The organism is Stenotrophomonas sp., assembly GCF_050737575.1.
In the GTDB taxonomy this organism is placed as follows: Bacteria; Pseudomonadota; Gammaproteobacteria; order Xanthomonadales; family Xanthomonadaceae; genus Stenotrophomonas.
Genome location: NZ_JBOHXW010000003.1, coordinates 1 through 20069 on the forward strand (window position 1 = coordinate 1; position 20069 = coordinate 20069).

Below are 20069 nucleotides of genomic sequence, written 5' to 3' on the forward strand. Positions count from 1 at the left end.
CTGCGCATACTTTCAAAGAACTTCGAATCAGGCCTCAACGCCGTCTTCGTAGGCTGCGACGTTTCCGTCGTAGCGAGCCGCCCATTATAGCCGGCTTTTCCGCTTCGTCAACACCTCATTTCGAGGCGGTTGACGCTGCTGCTTCTGATCCAACCCCGAGGGGCTTTTCTCCGAAGCGAGCCGCCTATTATGTCAGGCTTTTCGTTTCCGTCAACACCTTTTTGAGAGGTTGTTGACGTCGCTTTGGGGCGGTGGTCACCGAAGTGGCCGGCGCCGTGCAGCGAGGAAGCGAATTCTAGACATCTTTGTGAAATGTGCAATCACTTTGTGTGCTTCTGCAGCAAATCGTTTGCTGAGGCCAGACTCGGCAAGGTTTTGGGCTCTGATGGGGCTTTGAAGGAGGCTGCGCCTATATCGCGGCATACATCTGGGACGGATTGGATGCTCTCTCCTTCGTTGCCCCCTCTCCCCAACCCCTCTCCCGCAAGGGGAGAGGGGCTTGAAGCGGACTCTTCCTTATATGTCATCGCCTGGAGGGGAGAGGGGCTTGAAGCGGGTGCTCCCTTATATGTCATCGCCTGGAGGGTTGTTCGAGCGCTGCACTGCGCGTTCGTCGGCCACAATGCGGGTTGATCCGACTGTGCCTGCACGATGACCGACTCCCCTGCCCGCTCGTTCTTTAAAGACCTTTCATTGCCGGCGGTGATTGCCGGCTTCATCACGGTGCTGGTGGGGTTTGCCAGTTCGGCGGTGATCGTGTTCCAGGCGGCGCAGGCGGTGGGTGCCGACCAGGTGGAAATCGCGTCGTGGATGTGGGCGTTGGGCATCGGCATGGGCGTGACCTGCATTGCACTGTCGCTGCGCTACCGGATGCCGGTGGTGACGGCGTGGTCGACGCCGGGCGCGGCGATGCTGGTGGTCGGCGTGGGTACGTTGCCGCTGTCCGATGCGATCGGCGCGTTCGTGCTGGCGGCGGTGTTGGCGGCGGTGGCCGGGTTCTCGGGAATATTTGAAAAAGCGATGCGGCGGATTCCGGTGTCACTGGCGTCGGGCATGTTGGCCGGCGTACTGCTGCGCTTCGGGCTGGATGTGTTTGTGTCGGTGGGGACGCAGCCGCTGTTGGTGCTGGCGATGTTCTTCACCTATCTCTGCGGGCGTCGGCTGTTCCCGCGTTATGCGGTGATTGCGACCTTGCTGATCGGTGTGGCGATTGCCGGTGGCAAAGGGCTGATGCACATGGAGCAGGTGCAGCTGCAGTTGGCACGGCCGGTGTTCACGATGCCGACGCTGTCGTGGGCGGCGTTGTTCGGCATCGCCCTGCCCTTGTTCATCGTGACCATGGCCTCGCAGAACGTGCCGGGCGTGGCGGTGTTGAAGGCGTCCGGCTACGACGCGCCGGTGTCGCCAGTGGTGGGCTGGATCGGCACGGTCAATGCGGTGCTGGCGCCGTTCGGCGGCTATGCGCTGAACCTGGCCGCGATCACCGCAGCGATCTGCATGGGCCGCGATGTGCATGAGGATCCGGCGCGGCGTTATACGGCGGCGGTCAGCGCGGGCGTGTTCTATATCGTGGTGGGCCTGTTCGGGGCGACGGTGGCGGCGGTGTTTGCGGCGTTCCCGAAAGAGCTGGTGGCGGCGCTGGCCGGCATTGCGTTGCTGGGCACGATCGGCAACAGCCTGGCGGTGGCGATGCGTGAGGAGGCCGAGCGCGAGCCGGCGCTGGTGACGTTTCTGGTGACGGCGTCGGGATTGTCGATGGCCGGGATCGGGTCGGCGTTCTGGGGTTTGGTGGCGGGGGTGGCGTGCCTGTTGTTGTTGCGCACGCCCCCCACCGCAAACCGCGCTTAGCTCAGAACAGCGCCGACGAGCAGGTTCGCACCGATCATCACCAATATGCCGATAACCACCGCAGCGCCATTGGTGCCACCGGCCATACCGAGCTCGGCACGCAATCTACGCGTGCTGCTCTTGTGCCTGGCGGAGACCTGGGCGATCACTTTCTGTGCGTGGCGCAGGTACAGCCAGTTGCCGATGCAGCCGGCCAGGATGCTGATGCCGATGTTGATCGCGATCACAAGCCCAGCCGAAAGCTCAAGGACGATATTCAGCGCGCCCCATGCCAGTGCCGCACTGGCCCAGATGACGGCCACGCCGTACATCTTGCGATAAAGCATCCATGACACACCGCAGAAGAATGCGGGCCAATGCCAGGTTTCGCCGGCCTGTGGCACGCGCTCATCCAGGCGCCATTTGCGGCGGTAGGTCTCGAAGTTCTTGCCAACGAAAGCGGCGTAGGGCTGCAGGCGCTCATCCAGCTTGGGATCCACGTACACATCCGTCGTCGGCAGTATCGCCGCCGTGGGTGTGGCGTAAGGGTTGTCGCTGTCGTTGGCGGCCGGCAATGCAAATTCTTCGGCGAAACTCTGCAACGGCTGCCACTGCTCCATCCCTTCGCGCCAAATGACGGAGGACAGACTCAGATGGCCATGCTCGAGCAGTTGCCGCAGCTGCGAAGCGGCCACTGGGCCCTGACGTTGCTGTTGCGAATCGGAGTAGTACCACTGCACTTGGTTCATCACTTCTTCCTTGAGCTGCGCCTAGCGCGCAGATGTTCAGCGGCATGCTGGGGCGCTGAATCTAGTGATGTGTGCGGGGTATGGCTATGGGATGTGTCTGAAGTTTTGGGGTGCTGGGGTTGGCTGTTTGTTGCGGGTTCTTGGCGCTGGTTTTTTATTGGTGCGGGGGCGTTCGAGAGTCTTCTAACGGCTGCCCTCACCCCAACCCCTCTCCCGCTTGCGGGAGAGGGGCTTTGAGCAAGAGCGGGAGCGAAGGCTTAGAGCGGTTTGACTTCGAAGACCTGCTTGAGGGTGTGGCGGCCGCCGGGGGCGATTTCGATTACGTCCGGGCCGACGTTGCCGGCTTCGACGCAGACGTAGTTGCGCCAGCCGATGCCGATGTCGTCCATCTTCGCGGCGGCGGCTTCGCCTGCGTTCCAGACCACCGCAGTGCGGCTGCCGCTGGTGGTGATGTCGATGGCGCGCTTGAAGCCGGGATCACGCAGCACGTAATGGCCGCCGGCCTCGGTATAGATGCGGTCGCTGCGGCCCGGGTCGCGGGGATCGCGCAGGTTCCAGTCGCCCTGTTGAACGTGGGCGTTGCCACCGTCGAGCTTGTCCAGATAGGTGAGGCCGTCCAGGCCGGTAACATCCACTTTCATTGCGTCGCTGACGTTGAAGTAGTTGTGCAGTGCCTGGGTGATGCTGGCCGGCTGGGTGCCGGTGTTTTCGGTGATCAACTCCTGCTCCAGCGTGCGGCCGATGCGCAGCACCATCTGCAGGCGCAGGCTGAGGGTGTCCAGCGGCGGCGGTGCGAGGGTCAGCACGAGGGTGCCGTCGGCTTCCTTGCGGGCATCACGCAGTTCCCACGAGACGGTGCGGACGAAACCGTGCGATGGCACGTCGTTGCTCTGGCCCTGGCGCGCGAAATACGGCCAGCACACCGGGCTGCCGCCGCGGATGGGCGTGGGCGGTTGCTTGGCGCTGGGCGAGAGCCACATCACGTCCTGCCCTCCCTTGGGCACGAACGACAGCAGCTGGCCGCCGAACACGCTGATGGCGGCGGTGGAGAACGGGGTTTCCACCTTCCAGGCGGTGAAGCCGTTGAAGTCGCCTGTGCTCAGGCCCTGCACATCCTTCATTGAAACCTTGCTCCGTACGATCGGTGATTGGATGAGTTGCGTGTAATTGCCCGGCAGGCCGAATGCGGTGGGCTGCGCCGGTTTGGCATCGCGCAGTGCCTGCAGGATGCGCATGCCGGCGCGGCCATCGGCGTTCTTCCAGCCCAGCCGTTGCTGTTCGGCCTGGATGGCGCGGCGGGTGGCGTTGCCGACCATGCCGTCGGCGCTGCCAATGGCGTGACCGCGCGCGAGCAGCAGGGTCTGCAGCTGGCGGCGTTCGTCGCGGCCGAGGCCGGGGTCGTCGGTTGGCCAGGCGGCGGTGAGGCCGGTGCCGCCGCGCAGGCGGTCGGCGAGCGTGGCGATGGCCAGCGCGTAGCTTTCGGCAGCGTTATAGGAATAGATGGCGTCGTAATTGCGGAACACGAGCAAAGCCGGACCCTTGGCGCCTGCTGGCAGCAACAGCGCGGCGTTGGCGTCGTCGGCGATGGCCGGCACCTGCAGCGGCGTGCCATCGGCCAGGGTGAGGCCGAGTGCGCGCCAGTTGGCCAGTGGCTTGCGTTGAGTGCGGCCCGCCAACGCGGCGTTGAAGCCGGCCGGGAGGCGGACTTCCACACCCCACGGCTGCCCGGTGCGCCAGCCGGACTGCTTGAGGTAGTTGGCGGTGGAGGCCAGTGCATCGGGAATGCTGGCGACCAGATCGCGGCGGCCGTCGGCGTCACCATCGACGGCGATGCGCGCGTAAGTCGATGGCATGAACTGGGTGTGGCCGAAGGCACCGGCCCAGGAGCCGGTGAGGCCGGCGGGATTGAGATCCCCCTTGTTGATCAGCTTGAGCAGGGCCAGCAACTCGCCTTTGAAAAACGGTTGGCGGCGACCGTTGCACGACAGCGTGGCCAGCGACTGCAGCAGCGGGCGCTTGCCGAACACGCGGCCGTAATCGCTCTCCACGCCCCAGACCGCGACGATGGTGGCTGGGTCGACGCCGTACTGGGCGGACACCTGGTCAAGCAAGGCGCGGTGCTGGGTAAGCCGGGCGCGACCGTCGTTGATGCGCTGGGTGTCGACCAGCGCGGCGAGGTAATCCCAGATGGGCGTGGTGAATTCCGGCTGCGCGTTGAGCAGCGGCAGCACGCTGAGGTCGGGAGTGACCTCGGCGAAGAGCTGGTCGAAGCGCTCGGCGCTGATGCCTTGCGCGATGGCTGCGCTCTTCAAGCTGTTGCCGCATGTGCCGAAGTCGGCGGTGGCGGCGAAGCTGGGCGCGGCCAGGGTGATGGCGGCCAATGTGGCGGCGGTGCGCATCAGGTGGGTTGCTTTCATCCGCCGAGCTCCTTGCTGTGGGGCTTGATGATAAGCGGTGTGGGTGGGGTTGCTGGTTGTGGTTGGGGATGCGGCATGGAGCGAGAGCTGCCCTCACCCCACCCCCTCTCCCGTGAACGGGAGAGGGGCTTTCAAGCAAGGGCTTTCAAGCAGGGGCTTTCAAGGCTCAGGCTTCGCCTGTGGCATCGAGGTAATACCAGCGGCCGTCGATGCGTTGGAAGCGACTGTGTTCGGTCATCTTTACCGCGCTGCCGCCGCCGATGCGGTAGCGGGCAACGAACTCGACTTCAGCGGTGTCTTCGCCGGTGACCACGTGGCGCTTCACGCTCAGGCCCAGCCAATGGGTGCGCTGGCCGGGGGCGTCTTCCAGTGACAGGGTTTCCGGGCGGGTGTCCGGGTGCCACGTTGCGCGCAGGTAATCGGCGTCCTGGATGACGTAAGCGCTGTAGCGCGAGCGCATCAGGGCTTCGGCATCGGGAGCGGCGTCGCCTGCGTGATAGCGGCCACAGCAGGCGCTGTAGTGGCGGTCGCTGCCGCAGGGACACGGGGAAGTTGGGGATATCTGCATGTGGGCATTCTCCACCGATCACGGCAACGGCTCCAGCCGCGCTGCCGATGCCGGGCAAGGCGCGTATTCTGTCGCGCCCCGCGCTGGAATCCCCATGCTGGAACTGCTGCCACCCGAGTTGCCCTGGTTGCTGGTGATCGCCTTCATCGCCGGGCTGGTGGATGCGGCGGTCGGCGGCGGTGGCTTGATCCAGTTGCCCGGCTTGTTCACCACGCTGCCGCAACACTCGCCAGCGGCGTTGCTGGGCACCAACAAATTCAGTTCGGTATTCGGCACCGGTGCGGCGGCATGGCGCTATGCGCGCTCGGTGAAGTTTCCGTGGCGGCCGGTGCTGTTGGCGTCGGCGGCCGCGTTTGCGTGTTCGTTCCTGGGCGCGACGGCGGTGACGCTGTTGTCCAAGGATGCGGTGCGGCCGCTGGTGTTGACGCTGTTGATCGTGATGCTGGGTTACACGCTTGCCAAGAAGGATTTCGGCGCGCTGCATCGGCCGCGTGAAGTCGGCCGCAAGGAGTTGACCATCGCGCTGATCATGGGCGGTGTGATCGGCTTCTACGATGGCTTCTTTGGCCCGGGCACCGGCAGCTTTCTGATTTTTCTGTTCGTGCGCTTCTTCGGCCTGGATTTCCTGCGTGCTTCGGCCGCGTCCAAGGTGGTGAACGTGGCGACCAACGTGGCCGCGCTGTCGTTCTTCGTGCCCAGCGGCAACGTGTTGTTGGCCATTGCTGTACCCATGGCAGCGGCCAACATCAGCGGCGCGGTGGTTGGCACGCGGATGGCGCTGCGCGGTGGAACGCCGTTGATCCGCAAGCTTTTCCTGGCGTTGGTGGTGGTGCTGATCGCACGCATGGCGTGGGACACCCTGGGCACGGTGTGACCCTGTTGCGGGCGCGGAAAGTGGATCGCGTATTGTTTTTGCGCCGAATCACCGCGCGTAGCGGCACCCGCTTCCTGCCAATCCCCGGGTGGCACACCCATGAAATCCCGTCACAGGATCGCCACGACCGTCCTGCTGGCCGGCTTGCTGCTTGCTTGCCTGCCGGTGTTGTACGCGTTGCATCAAGCGCGGGTGCAGGCCATCGGCGAGAAATACCAGGCACTGGATGAAGTGGGGCTGGGCTTGGATCGGCGGGTGCGCAGCGCACTGGCCATCCTGCCCTCGATGCACAGTGAGATGTCCTCCAGCGATACGCCGCCCTGCAGCCCGGCCGGCATCCTGCAGTTGCAACAGGTTGCCGCGCGCACGCAGATATCCATCGCCGCGTTGTACATGGAAGACCAGCGCGTGTTGTGTTCTTCAAGTGATCCGCTGATGCAGCAGCTGCTGTTGGGCGCAGCCTCGGTGAAGCGCGCCGACGGTATCCGCATCCATACCGATGCGCGATTGCCCAGCATGCCGGACCACCGTTACGCGGTGATGGAGAAAGAAGGCTACGCGCTGCTGGTGTACCCGGAAGGAATGATTGCCCCCTTCGTGCGTCCCGATCTGTCGCTGGGCTTTTTCACCCCACGCGACGGCCAATACGGCGCACGCAACGGCATGCTGTTGGACCGCTGGATAGCACCGGATGCAGCAACCGAAACGGAAAACCATTTCGTCGATGACGAGGCCGGCTTCGTGGTGGTGCGGCACATCATGCAGACCAGCAACACCGGCGTGATCGTCGCCACGCCGATCGCCACCATCGACCGGCGCATGGCCGAGTTCGGCAGCTGGTTCATTCCCGCCGGCGCGGTGATCGGGCTGAGCGTGCTGGTCATCGCGCTGCTGCTGACCCGCTACCAGCTCTCGCCGCGCAGCCAGTTGTTGCGCGCACTCAAGAAGGGCCAGTTCTTTCTGCTGTATCAGCCGATCATGGATCTGCACGATGACAGCTGCATCGGCGCCGAGGCCTTGCTGCGCTGGGAGTATGAAGACGGCACGATCCTGCAGCCCGACAGCTTCATTCCCGTTGCCGAAGAAAGCGGAATCATCCACCTGATTACCGCACAGGTGCTGACGCTGGCCGAACAGGACATGGGCCGCTTCCTGCAGCGCATGCCGGGTTTCCGGCTGGCAGTGAATCTGGCGGCCAGCGATCTGCAATCAGAGCAGACTCCCGATCTGTTGGCCGCGATGTTGCAGCGGATCGGCCCGGGCTGCGGGCAGTGGGTGGTGGAGGTCACCGAACGCGGGATGCTGGAGGAAACCAGTGCGCTGGGCGTGGTCAACGCGATCCGCGAACTGGGCATCGAAATCGCCATTGATGATTTCGGCACCGGCTATTCCAGCCTGTCCTATCTGGCCACCTACCCGTTCGACATTCTCAAGGTCGACAAGAGTTTCACTTCCACCGCATGCACCCAGGCGGTCACCAGCCAGGTGGCGGTGCACATTCTCGAACTCGCCCGCACGCTGGGCATGCAGACCTTGGTCGAAGGCATCGAAAGCCCGAGGCAGGCGGAGTTCTTCCGCAGCTGCGGTGTGCGGTATGGACAGGGCTATCTGTTTGGTCGGCCGATGGGCGCTGCGGATCTGTTCGCGTTTGTGGCCGCCAATACCCGGCCTGGGCAACTTGCTGCCCATTGCGAACTGGCAGCAACAGAGCGCGGAGCCGCATCGGCAGGCAGATGTTGACGTGCTGATGAAGAACGTAACCGGTTCATCTTGCTGTCTGTTGAGAGACCCGATTTTCGGGACTTCTCTGCTTGCTGGCCTCCAACGAACTGTTTACAACCGCCAAGCACCCGTCGTTTCGGCGGGCAAGTAGTCCGGCATTCATAGGAGCTTCCCGATGACGTCGTTACCGCTACGCACGCACCGCCTCACGCTCGCCGTACAGTTTTCCCTGTTGTGCCTGTTGCCCGCCGTCGCTGCCGCACAGGACGCCGCACCCGGTAGCAGTGCAAGAACCCTGGACACCGTCCAGGTCACCGGCAGCCGCATCAAGAAGGCTGAGCTGGAAACCCAGGTACCCGTGCAGGTACTCACCCGCGAAGCCATCGACCGCACCGGCTATACCTCGGTGGCCGACGTGGTGCAGCACCTCACCGCCAGCGGTGCCTCGCTGAGCACCAAACTCAACTCCAGCGGCAACTTCGGCTTCCCGCCCGATGGCGGCGGCGTCGGTGCAGGCGCGGCCACGGTGGACCTGCGCCACCTCGGCCCCAAGCGCGTGCTGGTGCTGGTGGATGGCATCCGCTGGGTCAACGAATCCTCCGGCTCGGGCGTGGGCTCGTCGGTGGATCTGAACACCATTCCGTTGGCGCTGGTGGACCGCATCGAAGTGCTGGAAGACGGCGCGTCGTCGATCTACGGCTCCGATGCGATTGCCGGCGTGGTCAACGTCATCACCAAGAAGAACGCCGACGGCGGCCACATCGAAGTGCAGTACGGCGACTACAACCTCAAAGGCGGCGACACCACCAGCGTCGACATGAGCTTCGGCAAGAGTGGCGAACGCGCGCAGTGGATCGTCGGTGCGTCGTGGTTCAAGCAGAAGGAAATTTCCTCAACCGAATACAAATGGGCCAACGAACCGGTGCCCGGCACTGGTTTGGCCAACGGCAGTTCGGCGACGCCCGGTGGGCGCGCGGTGTTTGCACCCGTGGATGGCAACAACACCTATGGCGGGCTGTGTCCGCTGGGCAAAGACGATGCCGGCAATCCCATCCCCGGTTCGGCAACCTGCAACATCACGTTGCCCAACGGTGCCAGCTTTGCCGGTAATCCCGCCTTCCCCGGCGACTTCATCCCATTCGGCACCGCCAACCGCTTCAACTTCGCCCCCTACAACCTGTTGCTGACGCCCAACGAACGCAAATCGGTATTCGGCCAGGTGCGGTTTGAATTCACGCCGAATGTGAGTGGCTGGTTCCGTGGGTTGTACAGCGAGCGCAAGTCGGCCAACCAGGCCGCGCCGGAACCGTTCTTCCTTGGCACCGATGCCGGTGTGTACAACGACTGGGCCGAAACCAAGTTGGTGATCTCCGCCAACAATCCGTACAACCCGTTCGGCTTCGACCTGACCACGATGGGCAGCAATCCGAACCTGTTCCTGATCGGTCGCCGGCCGGTGGAAGGCGGGCCACGCCGTTACGAGCAGGACGTAAAAACCTGGTACGCGGCAGCCGGGCTGGATGGCATGTTCGAGGTCAACCAGCGCACCTGGAACTGGGACATCAATGCGATGACCAGCGAGAGCAAGGCCACCCAGACCAATACCGGCAGCTACAACATCAAGCACATCAACCAGGCGCTGGGTGACCCGGCCGCGTGTGCCGCCATCGCCGGCTGCGTGCCGCTGAACATCTTCGGTGGGCCCGGCACCATCACCCCGGACATGCTGGCGTGGATCTCGCCGATCGTGCGTGACCGCAGCAAGAACACGCTGAGCCAGGCCTCGGCCAACATCACCGGTGAGTTGTTCGACATGTGGGCTGGACCGTTGTCGTTTGCCGCCGGCGCCGAGTGGCGTCGTTACAAGGGCGAATACCATCCCGATCCGATCACCATCGCCGGCGAATACAACGGCGTGCCGTCGGGCGTGACGGTTGGCAGCTATTCGGTGAAGGAAGCCTACGCCGAGTTCGACATTCCGCTGGCGCGCGGCGGCTTCTGGGGCAAGAGCCTGGACATGAGCATCGCCGGGCGCTACTCGGACTACTCCACCTTCGGCGGCACCGGCACCGGCAAGATCGGCCTGCGCTGGCAGCCGGCTGACGAACTGCTGCTGCGCATGTCGTTCGCACAGGGCTTCCGCGCACCGTCCATCGGTGAGTTGTACGGCACGCTGAGCCGCTTCGACGCAACGCTGGTGGACCCCTGCAACAACGCCGCATCCACCACACCCAAGTGCGTGGCCGATGGCGTGCCGCCCGGTTACGAGCAGGCCAATCCGCAGATTTCCGTGGTGACTGCCGGCAACCGCGACCTGGATCCGGAAGAAAGCCGCTCGTTCATGGCCGGCTTTGTCTGGAGCCCCGGCTGGGCGGTGGACAGCCGCTGGGCCAGCAAGCTGGACCTGGGCGTGACCTTCTACCGGCACACCATCGACAAGGCCATCCAGGCACCGGATGCGCAGTCGATCATGGACCGCTGCATCGACACCCGCGATGCGGTGGCCTGCGCCAGCTACACGCGCAACGACCGTGGTCAGATCGTTCGCTTCGAGGACATCCTGGCCAACCTCGGCACCATCAACACCAGTGGTTGGGATTTCACCGCGCATTGGTTGCTGCCGGAAACCGGCTGGGGCCAGCTCGGCTTTGATTGGAAATCCACCTGGGTGACGCGCTACGAGCTGATCAACGAATCCGGCCAGGCCGAGCCCAAGGGCCCGGGCGTGGAGGTCAACGACAGCGCCATTCCGGAGTGGACCTCCACGCTGACCACCAATTGGGATTTCCGCAATTGGAATGCGAGTTGGACGATGCGCTACATCGACCGCCTGCGTGAACGCTGTGCTGGCGCCAATGGCTTCCCTATCTGCACCGACAGTGTTGCCGATCAACATTGGCTGGGCGCGACCACGTACCACGACGCACAGGTGAGCTGGCGCACCGATGCGTGGATGAAGGGCGTGAAGATCAGCGTCGGCGTGAACAATGTGTTCGACAAGAACCCGCCGATCTGCCTGAGCTGCACGCTCAATGGTTACGACCCGGGCACGTATGACCTGCCGGGGCGTTACAGCTACGCAAAGCTGAGTCTGGATTTCTAAAGACGGCCGTGAGTAGAAACAACAAAGGGAGCCGCGAGGCTCCCTTTGTCATTGGCCAATGAAGTGCAGGTTCAGCGCAGGACGGCACCGGCCAGCGCCATCGTCAGCAGCGCCATGACCGGCAGCAGCGACAGGCCGAAGCCAAGGCCACGACTGGCCGGTGCGCTGATATACGCACGCCAGTAAATGAAGCGACCGACCAGGTACACCGCGCCGATAGCGGCGACCCATTCCGCCGGCCAGAAGCGCGCGGCGACAAACAATGCGGGCAGCAGCGCAACCATCAACTCCAGCGTGTTCATCTGCACGCGGTAGGCGCGCTCGAAGCCTTCATGGCCGCTGACCGCTGGCGCCTTCACTCCGTAACGACCGCGTGCACGGCCGACCTGGTAGATGAAGAACAGGTACTGCACCACGACCAACATGGCGACGATTTCTACGTAATGCATGGTGCGTTCCTTGAATGCGGATGGCGCGACTGTAGCGGAGCGGCAGGAGGGGTGCTTTTACCGCGAAGAGCTCCCCTCTCCCCAACCCCTCTCCCGCAAAGGGAGAGGGGCTTTTAAGCTCGCTCCGCCTGAGATCACTGCTCAGTGGCAGCGACCTTCTTTTTGGTGGCTTTCTTCGGCGACTTCTTCACGGGCTTTTCGGCCACTGCATCAGCCTCCACAACCGCCGCGATGACAACCTCCGCTTCCACTTCCGGCACCACGTCTTCCGCCTGCGGCTCGTGCTTGGCTGCGTGTTCGGCGTCGTCCTGCGCGCGTGCGGCGGCACCACGTGCGCGGGCTGGCAGTTTCAGGCGGTTGGCTTCATCGTCGTATTCGATCAGCAACACACCCGAATCGTGGCGGCCGCTGATCTCGACAAAGCAGGCGCCGCCGATGAACGGTTCCAGCGTCATCACCGATTTCAGCGGGGTGGCGACAACCATCTGGAAACCGAAGTTCTCGAAGATGTTCATCGCCAGCGCGGTGAATTCGTTGTCGGCCTTGTCGAAGGCTTCGTCCAGCACCACGGCGGCGTAGCGTGGCAGTTCGCCGTCTTCGCCACCGAGCTGGTAACGCAGCGCAGCGGCAAGGCAGGTCGTCGCCAGCTTCTGCCGCTGACCGCCGGACTTGCCGGCGCCGCTGCGATAGATTTCAACCTGCTCGCGGGTTTCGCCGTCCAGCTCGACGCCGATGAATTCCACATGCTGGCGCACGTCCAGTACCTGCTCGCGCCAGCGACGCAGCTCCGGCTCCTGTGCGCCGAGACGACGCACCAGGTCACGCAGCACGTTGAACTGGGTTTCGGCCAGTGAACGGTCTTCGGTCTGCTGGTGCGTCAACACCGCGCGCAGCTGCAGCTGGAAATCCTGCACTTCCGGCAAGCGACGATCAGTCACGTCGATGGCCAGCACGGTGCCGCGGTTGAACGCCACTTGATCCAACGAGGCGTTGACCTCGTCCATGCGCTGCTTGATCGCCTTGTGCGCTTCGGCAGTGTGACGCTGCAGGGCGAGCAGATTGTTCTTGCTCTGCGTTTGCAGCAGCTCGAAGAAGCGGCCTTCGTGACGCGGCAAGCCATCGCTTTCCAAACGCTGCAGACGCGCGAGGAAATCATCGGCGCTGCTCAGCGACACAGTGAAGTCGCCGGAATCCTCCGGCCACTGTTGGCAGTATTTACGGAAGCAATCGAGCAGGTGCTGGGTGAGCTTGGCATCGCGGCTTTGGCTCTGCCCCAGTTCTTCGCCCAGACCACGTTCGATCACCCGGAAGTGGCTTTCCAACGTATCCAGGTTGAAGCCCGGCAGCACCTGCAGGCGCTCGCCAAGTCCTTCGCGCTGGGCCTCGGTCAGCGGCGTGCTGGCGACGCGGGCGGCGCCGTTGTCACGCTGCTGCTCCAGCCGCACGCGTTCGCGCGACAGCTGCGCGCGCTCCAAGCGCACGTCTTCATAGGTGCGCTTGGCCTGGTCACGCAGACCGCGGGTGAGTTCAATCTGCTGACCGACACGCGCCAGCGCGTTGTCGCCTTCGCGCAGGTCGGTGAGCTGTTCGTCGATATCGCTCAGGCGCTGCAGGCGCGGGCCGAGATCGATTTCGTCCCAGTCGCGCTCCACCAGCACGCGCGCGGCCAGTTGCTTTTCCTGCCCGCTTTCGCGTTGCTTGCGCAGCATGGCGACATCGGCTTCGCTGCGTGCGATGCGCTGCGCCAGCTCCTGGCCTTCGCGCTCGAACACGCGGCGCTTGTCGCGGTTGTCGTGGCCCAGCATCCAACGCTTGCGGTCGTTGACGGCATGGCGGTCGTCCTTTTCGTAACGGTCGCCGGGATGCTTGATCTGGCCTTCGCGGGTCAGTGCGCGGTCTTCGTTGCGCAGCTGGCCGGCGTTTTCCACGCAGGTGTAATCGAAGCGACGCAGCAACTCGTTGTAAACCCAATCGCCGAAGGCGTGGTCACGCAGCTGCAGCTTGTGGATCAGCGAACGCTTCTCCGGCTCGCGTGCATGCAGCAACTCGTTGTCGCGCACGCGGAAGTACACCAGCTTGGTGCCCAGGTGGGTGCGGTTGGCCCATTCGGCAACCTGGCTGTGGTGCTTTTCATCGACCAGCAGCGACTGCGCGAAACCGTGCAGCACGCGTTCGATGGCGCCACGCCAACCAATCTGGTCTTCGCGCACCTGGATCAACTCGCCGACAAACGGCAGCACCGATTCCGGCAGGCCGGTGTCGTCGCACAGACGTGCGCGCATCTGCTGCAGCGGTGCCGGGATGGAACTGGGCGCGGATTTCAGCGATTCCAGCTCCACCCGCAAGGCGGCAAAGCGCTTTTCATCGTCGCGGCGTTCGGCCATGCGCTCGGCGATGGCGTCGTCCACGGTGCCTGCGCCATCGCGGCTGCCGTCGATCAAACCGCGCGCCTGTTCCACCTGTTCGGAGAACACCGAAGCGGTATCGGCCAGCGCCATGCCCAACTGGCGGCAGGCACTTTCCAGTTGTTTGCGACGACGCGCGCGCTCTTCGACTTCGCGCTCGACGCGGGTGCGCTCGCGTTCCAGTTCTTCGATGCGCTCGCCGCCCTGCTCGCGCTGCAGGCGCTCCAGTTCGACCAGTTTCTGTTCGTGATTGTCGAGCGCTTGCCGGCGCTGGCCTTCTTCGCCCATCAAGCCGCGATCGACCACTTCCACTTCGCGCATGCGCTCGTTGACCAGCTCCAGCCGCGTTTCTTCGCGGTAGCCGTCAATGCCGATCTGCAGGTCGCGCAGGTTGGCCACGCCTTTGCGCAGCTCGGTCAGATCGTGATGGAACTCGCGCGCCGGGGTCAGCGTTTCCACCTGACGGCGCGCGGTGACGACAGCGTGGTGTGCGCCATCCAATTCGGAGAAGTCTTCGACCAGGCGATCGGCCGCTTCAAACGTGCGCGGCTCTTCCAGCATGAAGCCGCGCAGGAAGGCGTTGAGGTCGCCCAGGTTTTTGGCCGACTGGGTTTTATGCAGCAGCCGCAGCGCCATGTCGTTGCCGATGCCCAGCAGGTGACGGAAGCGCTCGGCGTAACCGGCAAAGCTGTCGAAGTGGGCAACGTCCTCGCCCAGGCGCAGGCGCAGCTTGCGCAGGTCCAGGTCGAAGCCGTCCAGTTCGGTCAGATCGAAACGGCGCGGGATCACCATGTAGTGCTTGCGCACATCGTTGGCGGCGGTGCCGGCACCATTGACCCAGAACATGCGCACGATCGACACCGCGTCGCCGCGAGCGTTGTGATATTCCAGCGCCAGCGCGGTCCAGGTGGCGCCCTTGCGCAGGTACTGCGTGGCGATTTCGCCGGACTCGCTGTCCTGCTGGTCGGCCCAGGCACCGCGCACATACGACACCAGCGAGCGATCGCGGCCAGAGCGTTCGGCTTCGCGCGCGGCGGCGTTGAAGTCAACGATGCTTGGCGGCGTCAGCAGTGCGCTCATGCCATCGAGCAGAGTGGACTTGCCCGAGCCGGAACGGCCGACGAACAGGAAGCCACGCTCGGCAATCGGCACTTCGGTCAGGCCGGAGAACGTGCCCCAGTTGAGCACCTGCAAGCGGCGCATGCGGAACTGGTTTGCGCGGGCATCGCTGGCCGGGTCGTTGAACAACGCGGCAGCGGGAAGCAGGGTTGGGGTAGTCGTTTCCATGCGGCTTATCCTTCAACCGCCGCGCAGTGCGCAGCGGCAGCAAACACAGTTGGGGCGACGCGCGAACGCATCATTCGTCGGCGTCGTCACTGACGGTTTCAAGCGTTTCAACCGCGCCACCGTCGCGCAGCTGGCGATAGGCATCGGCCAACACCTGCACATCCTCGGCCGAGAACAGCAGCTTCAATGCCGGCGAGATTTCATAACGGTCTTCGCTGCCGCGCAGCTTGGACAGCAGCTGGTTCTCGCGCATCTTGGCGATGGCCGCGCTCACCCGCTTGCCGTAACCGGCCTGATCGGTGGAGACGTTCTTCTGGTAGATGCTCATCGCTTCCACCAATTGCAGCTCTTCCACCACCGCGCGTTCGCCGCGCGTGTCGGCTTCGGCCAACTGCTGGCGCAGGAACAGCAACAGCACCGACTCAATGAAGGTCAGCGGCGCGCTGCGCAGCAAGGTGGGCGAATCCAGTTCGGCGGTATCGGCCTGGCGGGTGAAGGCGATGCCGCCGTCGCGGTCCAGCACCAATTCCAGAAACAGCTCGCTCAACAAGCTGCGCACAGCGTCTTCGTGACGCAGCAACGCGGTCCATTGCAGCGGCTGCCGCTGCGCATCGACGCTGGGGCCGGCCAGCAGCTGGCACAGCGCGCGGCGCGCTTCGGCCGGCAGATTGCCGGTGTCGCCGTGGAACAACGGGCCATTGCCCTTGCTGGCGGCGGGTGCGGCAACCGGGGCCGCGGCGGCGGTGCCCTCGTCGTCGTTTTCGATTTCGGTCTCAGACCAGTTCATCGCGTCTTTCCTTGAGGAACCAGACCAGCGGCACGCGTGCACGACGCACCTTGCCGTCACCGCCGGTCCATTCCACGGTTTCCAGTTGATCGCGCACCACCATGCCGTGGCGGGTGCCGATGGAGAGATAGCCGATCACGCTGCCCAGGCCCTGCCGCGCTGGCCGCTCGCGCAATACCTGCGAGATGGACAGCTGCGGGCGCGTGCCGAGCAGCATGAACAGATTGTCCTTGAGGGTGCGCACGTCGATTTCCGACTGCGCGACCAGGTCGCCGACACTGTCGAGCGAAATTTCCGCCGCCTCGGCCATGAAGATGGACGTTTCCACCTGATGGCTGCGCGGGTCGTGCAGGCGCCACTGGCCAATGGAGCGCACGCGCGCCGAGGACAGCGGCAGCACGAAACCGGTGGCCGCGGTCGGTCGCACCTCATCACGCAGCAACAGCGCCTGGCCCTGGGCCTGCTTGAGCAGCTGGTTGAGGCGGCGCTGTTCCAGATAACCACGGCTCTGCACGAAGCCACGCAGGCTGCGCGCGAAATGCTGCATCACTTCATGCACCTGGCCGCCGCGTTCCAGCAGCGTGCTGGTGAAGTTGCGCAGGAAGTTGCGCTCGTTGCGGTCAAGCTTGCGGGTGAAGCCACGGTTAAGCACGGTGTCCAGCGCAGCGTCGAGTTCAGCGCTGCGCTGCATGTCGTTGAGCAGATCCCAGAACGCCTGGAAGCTGCGCCCGGCATCGGATTCGCCAATCACATCGACGCCGTTGAACAGCCGGTCGAGCACGTCGCCGCGCGCGCCTTCGTCGTCGATGATGCGCTCGCGGAAGCGGCGGTTGAGCTGCTCGAAGTCGTCGCGCACGCGGCGGAAGTCTTCGGCCAGGTCATCGGCCAGGCGGATCACGTCGCGGGTACGTTCCAGCGCGCGCTTGCCGTCCAGCGTGGCGACCTTGCCGGTCGCGGCCTGGGCGATTTCGGCATCAATGCGCTCGCGCTCGGCACGCAGTGCGGCCAGTCGCGCTTCCGGATCAGCCTCGGTCTGCTGCGCCAGCTGCGAGATCTGCTGCATCACCATCGCCAAGCGGCTTTCGGTGGCCAGGCTGGCGTTGTGCTCGACACCGGCGATGAAGCGGATGGCCTGCACGGCCTGCCGCGACAGCTCGTATTCCTCTTCGCTGGCACCTTCCGGCAGGCGCCGTTCCAGCCAGCCCTGGGCCAGCCAGTAGGCGATATAGGCCTGCGCGGTACGCGGCAGCTCCACGTCCAGCTCGTCGGCGTTGAGCGCGTCCAGCTGCTGCTGCAGGCGCTCGGCCAGGATCGAACCCGGCACGCGCCGGTCCGCTTCCAGCAACAGGCCCTGCAGCAACCCGATCAGGACAGGCGCGCGGTCGGAGGCCAGCAGTTTCCACAGCGGCTGCTCGCGCAGGCGCTGATAGCCGGCAATGCGTTGGGGATACTTCATCGAGCGCGCGCAGGTCCTTGGATTAACGGCGGGCTTGGCCGACTTCGATGAACCGCAGGAACTCAGCGCGAGTGCGTGCGTCGTCATGGAAGGTGCCGCGCATGCGCGAGGTGACCATCGACACGCCACGCTTGTGGATGCCGCGGGTGGTCATGCACTCGTGCGAGCCTTCCACCACCACGCCCACGCCCAGCGGCTGCAGCACGTCCTGGATGCAGTCGGCGATCTGCGCGGTCATCTTTTCCTGCACCTGGAAGCGGCGGGCATAGGCCTCGACCACGCGCGCCAGCTTGGAGATGCCGACCACGCGGCCATTGGGCACGTAACCGATATGGACGCGGCCCAGGATCGGCGCCATGTGGTGTTCGCAATGGCTTTCGTACTCGATGTCGCGCAGCACGATCATTTCGTCGTAGCCGGCCACTTCCTCGAAGGTACGTTCCATGTACTCGCGCGGATCGTCCTGGTAGCCCTTGAACCAGTCGCCATAGGCTTCGGCCACCCGGCGCGGGGTGTCCAGCAGACCTTCACGGGCGGGATCTTCGCCAGCCCAGCGCAACAGCGTGCGCACGGCCTCTTCGGCCTGTGTCTGGGTGACGGTGGGGTTCTTGGAGTCGGTCATTACAGACAGCGCTTGGATTACGGGGTGGACATGCTACCAGCCAGCGTGTGCAGGGGCAGCACGGCCCGGACAAGCACTCCGGGTCCGTTGTCGACGGCTTCTCATAACCCGTTGATTTGGAAACTCCCCCTAAGCAGCCTTTGCAGGCTTAACCACCCCGCCATTGGATCACCGAGGCCAAGGCATCGGTGATGGGCCCGTAGACGATCTGGCGCAGCAACCGTGCCTCTCCCGGATCAACGGCATCGGTGACACCAGCCTCATAGGCCTGCAGCAGCGCCTGCGCTTCCCGCCACAGGTCCTTGGCCAGTCGGTCCAGTTCATTCAGCGCCAAACTCACAGGTACGCCGATACTCTGGCCGAAAGCGGCCACCTCGGCCCGTTTCACCTCCCTGAATCGAAGGGCGTTGCCCATGGGGAAGACAAGCGCTTCATCGGCCCAATCCGGTGCCCGGTAGACCGTGGTAGCGAGCAGGTCGTAGTGCGGTGCCAGTTCCCACCCCCTCGGCCCCCACAGGAAGCTCAGGTTCTTGAGATGGGCATCCGCATTGCCGATGAAGAAATTGAAAATCTGCCATCTCAGCAGCGCCAGTCGAGTGAACGCCGGTGTACGGGTGATATCCAACAACCGTTGCAGAGCGCCACTGTTGGCTTGCTGGTATTTGAACACCGCATCCAACGACAGCAGCTGGCAGCCATCAAGGGCGTAACGGCGGCGAACCTGCAACCCCTCCCCTTCGCGGTCAAAGCGGCGCACCAGGTAGACCGGCTCTGGCACACGGCGGACCGCCACCTCCGGCACCGGCAGCCCACATGCACCTGCCAGGCGCATGCAGAACCATTCGTTGACCACACTGTGGGGATAGTCCTCCACGAGTTCATGGTCGGGTTTGAGAATGTGGGTGGAGGCGGCTTGACCCACCGGCTCCCACAGCTGGCCCTGGTCCAGCACGACGGCCAACTTATGCTGGGCGCCCGCCAACGACATGCGTTTGGGGGCACCGTGCGATAGCGGCAGCCTGGGCAAGGCCTTGATGCGCGCTGAAAGCTCCGCATCCGGCAAAGGGCGAAGCTCAGCGGGCGGTAGTTCCTGACCGGGCGAAAGCAGGGTCAGCGCGCCGGCCGATTCCGGCCCAAAGCGTTGCAACAAACCAAACGCATCCGCCGCATTGATGCCTGCATCGTCAGCCACCAGTTGTCGCCCCGCTTCCTCGGGCAACAGATTGTCGAAGAACCACTGCACCGGGCGCAGGCTGCCGCCGTCGATGATCTGCCCGGCACCTCGCGGCAATGCAGGGGACAGGTCGAAGCCCATTTCACGCCATGTCGCGTCATAGTCCAGCGCCCATACATTGCCCTGCTCATGCAACTGGCCGATGTGCTCACGCTCCAGCCAGACCTCAAGCAGGCGAGGCTCCACCTCGATAACCATCAGGGTCGCTCCGGGCTGGCTTGAGGCACATCCACCGGCAGATCCAAGTGCACCTGAATGCCCAGCTGCCGCAGCAGCTCGAACACACGACCGATCTGCACGGTGTCCTTGCCCCGTTCCACATTGCCCAGAACCACGTGGCTGGTACCCGCCATTGCCGCCAGATCATCCTGACGCAACCCCTGTGCCTTGCGTATGGCACGGATGTATTGACCGATGTCGGACGCGCTATCGATTTGCACTTGCATGTGCCACCCCGATTCTAAAGCCAGCGTTAGATTACGCCGTCTTTTTGACAAGAGCCATTGAAAACTAAAGCAGGCTTTATATTTCAGTGGAAACGAGCTATTCGAGCAGAAAATCTAAAGTAG

13 protein-coding genes and 1 pseudogene are annotated in these 20069 nt (G+C 64.1%); 4 read left to right on the forward strand and 10 right to left on the reverse strand.

Going from position 1 to position 20069, the window contains the following annotated elements:
- The first annotated feature begins 651 nt into the window (after positions 1 to 651).
- Complete coding sequence (locus tag ACREP4_RS06340) at positions 652 to 1848, forward strand: benzoate/H(+) symporter BenE family transporter (protein ID WP_431595336.1); 1197 nt, start codon at positions 652 to 654, stop codon at positions 1846 to 1848.
- On the opposite strand, the gene ACREP4_RS06345 is transcribed toward ACREP4_RS06340, so the two are convergent.
- The 3 genes from ACREP4_RS06345 to ACREP4_RS06355 form a co-directional block, all read right to left on the reverse strand.
- A complete protein-coding gene (locus ACREP4_RS06345; protein WP_431595337.1) occupies positions 1845 to 2576 on the reverse strand; it encodes a GYF domain-containing protein in 732 nt (243 codons plus the stop codon). The two genes, ACREP4_RS06340 and ACREP4_RS06345, sit on opposite strands and share 4 nt — an antisense overlap.
- 257 nt (positions 2577 to 2833) lie before the next feature.
- A complete protein-coding gene (locus tag ACREP4_RS06350) occupies positions 2834 to 4975 on the reverse strand; it encodes a lytic murein transglycosylase (protein WP_431595748.1) in 2142 nt (713 codons plus the stop codon).
- 184 nt (positions 4976 to 5159) lie between these two features.
- Positions 5160 to 5561 (reverse strand): YchJ family metal-binding protein, encoded by a 402-nt coding sequence (locus ACREP4_RS06355; protein WP_431595338.1) that lies wholly within the window; start codon positions 5559 to 5561, stop codon positions 5160 to 5162.
- A 94-nt stretch (positions 5562 to 5655) separates the two neighbouring features.
- Here ACREP4_RS06355 and ACREP4_RS06360 point away from each other — a divergent pair, with 94 nt between their 5' ends.
- The 3 genes from ACREP4_RS06360 (at position 5656) to ACREP4_RS06370 (ending at position 11260) form a co-directional block, all read left to right on the forward strand.
- Complete coding sequence (locus ACREP4_RS06360; RefSeq protein ID WP_431595749.1) at positions 5656 to 6435, forward strand: sulfite exporter TauE/SafE family protein; 780 nt, start codon at positions 5656 to 5658, stop codon at positions 6433 to 6435.
- A gap of 99 nt (positions 6436 to 6534) precedes the next feature.
- Complete coding sequence (locus ACREP4_RS06365) at positions 6535 to 8175, forward strand: EAL domain-containing protein (RefSeq protein WP_431595339.1); 1641 nt, start codon at positions 6535 to 6537, stop codon at positions 8173 to 8175.
- 157 nt (positions 8176 to 8332) lie between these two features.
- Positions 8333 to 11260, forward strand: a complete 2928-nt coding sequence (locus ACREP4_RS06370) for a TonB-dependent receptor (RefSeq protein WP_431595340.1) — start codon at positions 8333 to 8335, stop codon at positions 11258 to 11260.
- Between the two features lie 71 nt (positions 11261 to 11331).
- Here ACREP4_RS06370 and ACREP4_RS06375 read toward each other — a convergent pair whose 3' ends face one another.
- The 7 genes and pseudogenes from ACREP4_RS06375 to ACREP4_RS06405 form a co-directional block, all read right to left on the reverse strand.
- Positions 11332 to 11709, reverse strand: a complete 378-nt coding sequence (locus ACREP4_RS06375) for an MAPEG family protein (RefSeq protein ID WP_431595341.1) — start codon at positions 11707 to 11709, stop codon at positions 11332 to 11334.
- Positions 11710 to 11897: 188 nt separating this feature from the next.
- A pseudogene (locus tag ACREP4_RS06380) lies at positions 11898 to 15401 on the reverse strand (ATP-binding protein); the annotation flags it as partial.
- A gap of 70 nt (positions 15402 to 15471) precedes the next feature.
- Positions 15472 to 16188 (reverse strand): DUF4194 domain-containing protein, encoded by a 717-nt coding sequence (locus ACREP4_RS06385; protein ID WP_431595342.1) that lies wholly within the window; start codon positions 16186 to 16188, stop codon positions 15472 to 15474.
- A complete protein-coding gene (locus tag ACREP4_RS06390; RefSeq protein ID WP_431595343.1) occupies positions 16175 to 17644 on the reverse strand; it encodes a DUF3375 domain-containing protein in 1470 nt (489 codons plus the stop codon). The genes ACREP4_RS06385 and ACREP4_RS06390 overlap by 14 nt, the downstream gene beginning before the upstream one ends.
- Before the next feature lie 22 nt (positions 17645 to 17666).
- Positions 17667 to 18266, reverse strand: a complete 600-nt coding sequence (gene folE / locus ACREP4_RS06395) for a GTP cyclohydrolase I FolE (protein WP_269789520.1) — start codon at positions 18264 to 18266, stop codon at positions 17667 to 17669.
- A 148-nt stretch (positions 18267 to 18414) separates the two neighbouring features.
- Positions 18415 to 19698 (reverse strand): HipA domain-containing protein, encoded by a 1284-nt coding sequence (locus ACREP4_RS06400; RefSeq protein WP_431595344.1) that lies wholly within the window; start codon positions 19696 to 19698, stop codon positions 18415 to 18417.
- On the reverse strand, positions 19698 to 19946 hold the full coding sequence (locus ACREP4_RS06405) for a helix-turn-helix domain-containing protein (RefSeq protein ID WP_431595345.1): 249 nt from the start codon (positions 19944 to 19946) through the stop codon (positions 19698 to 19700). Before ACREP4_RS06405 ends, ACREP4_RS06400 begins: the two co-directional genes overlap by 1 nt.
- Positions 19947 to 20069: the final 123 nt, after the last annotated feature.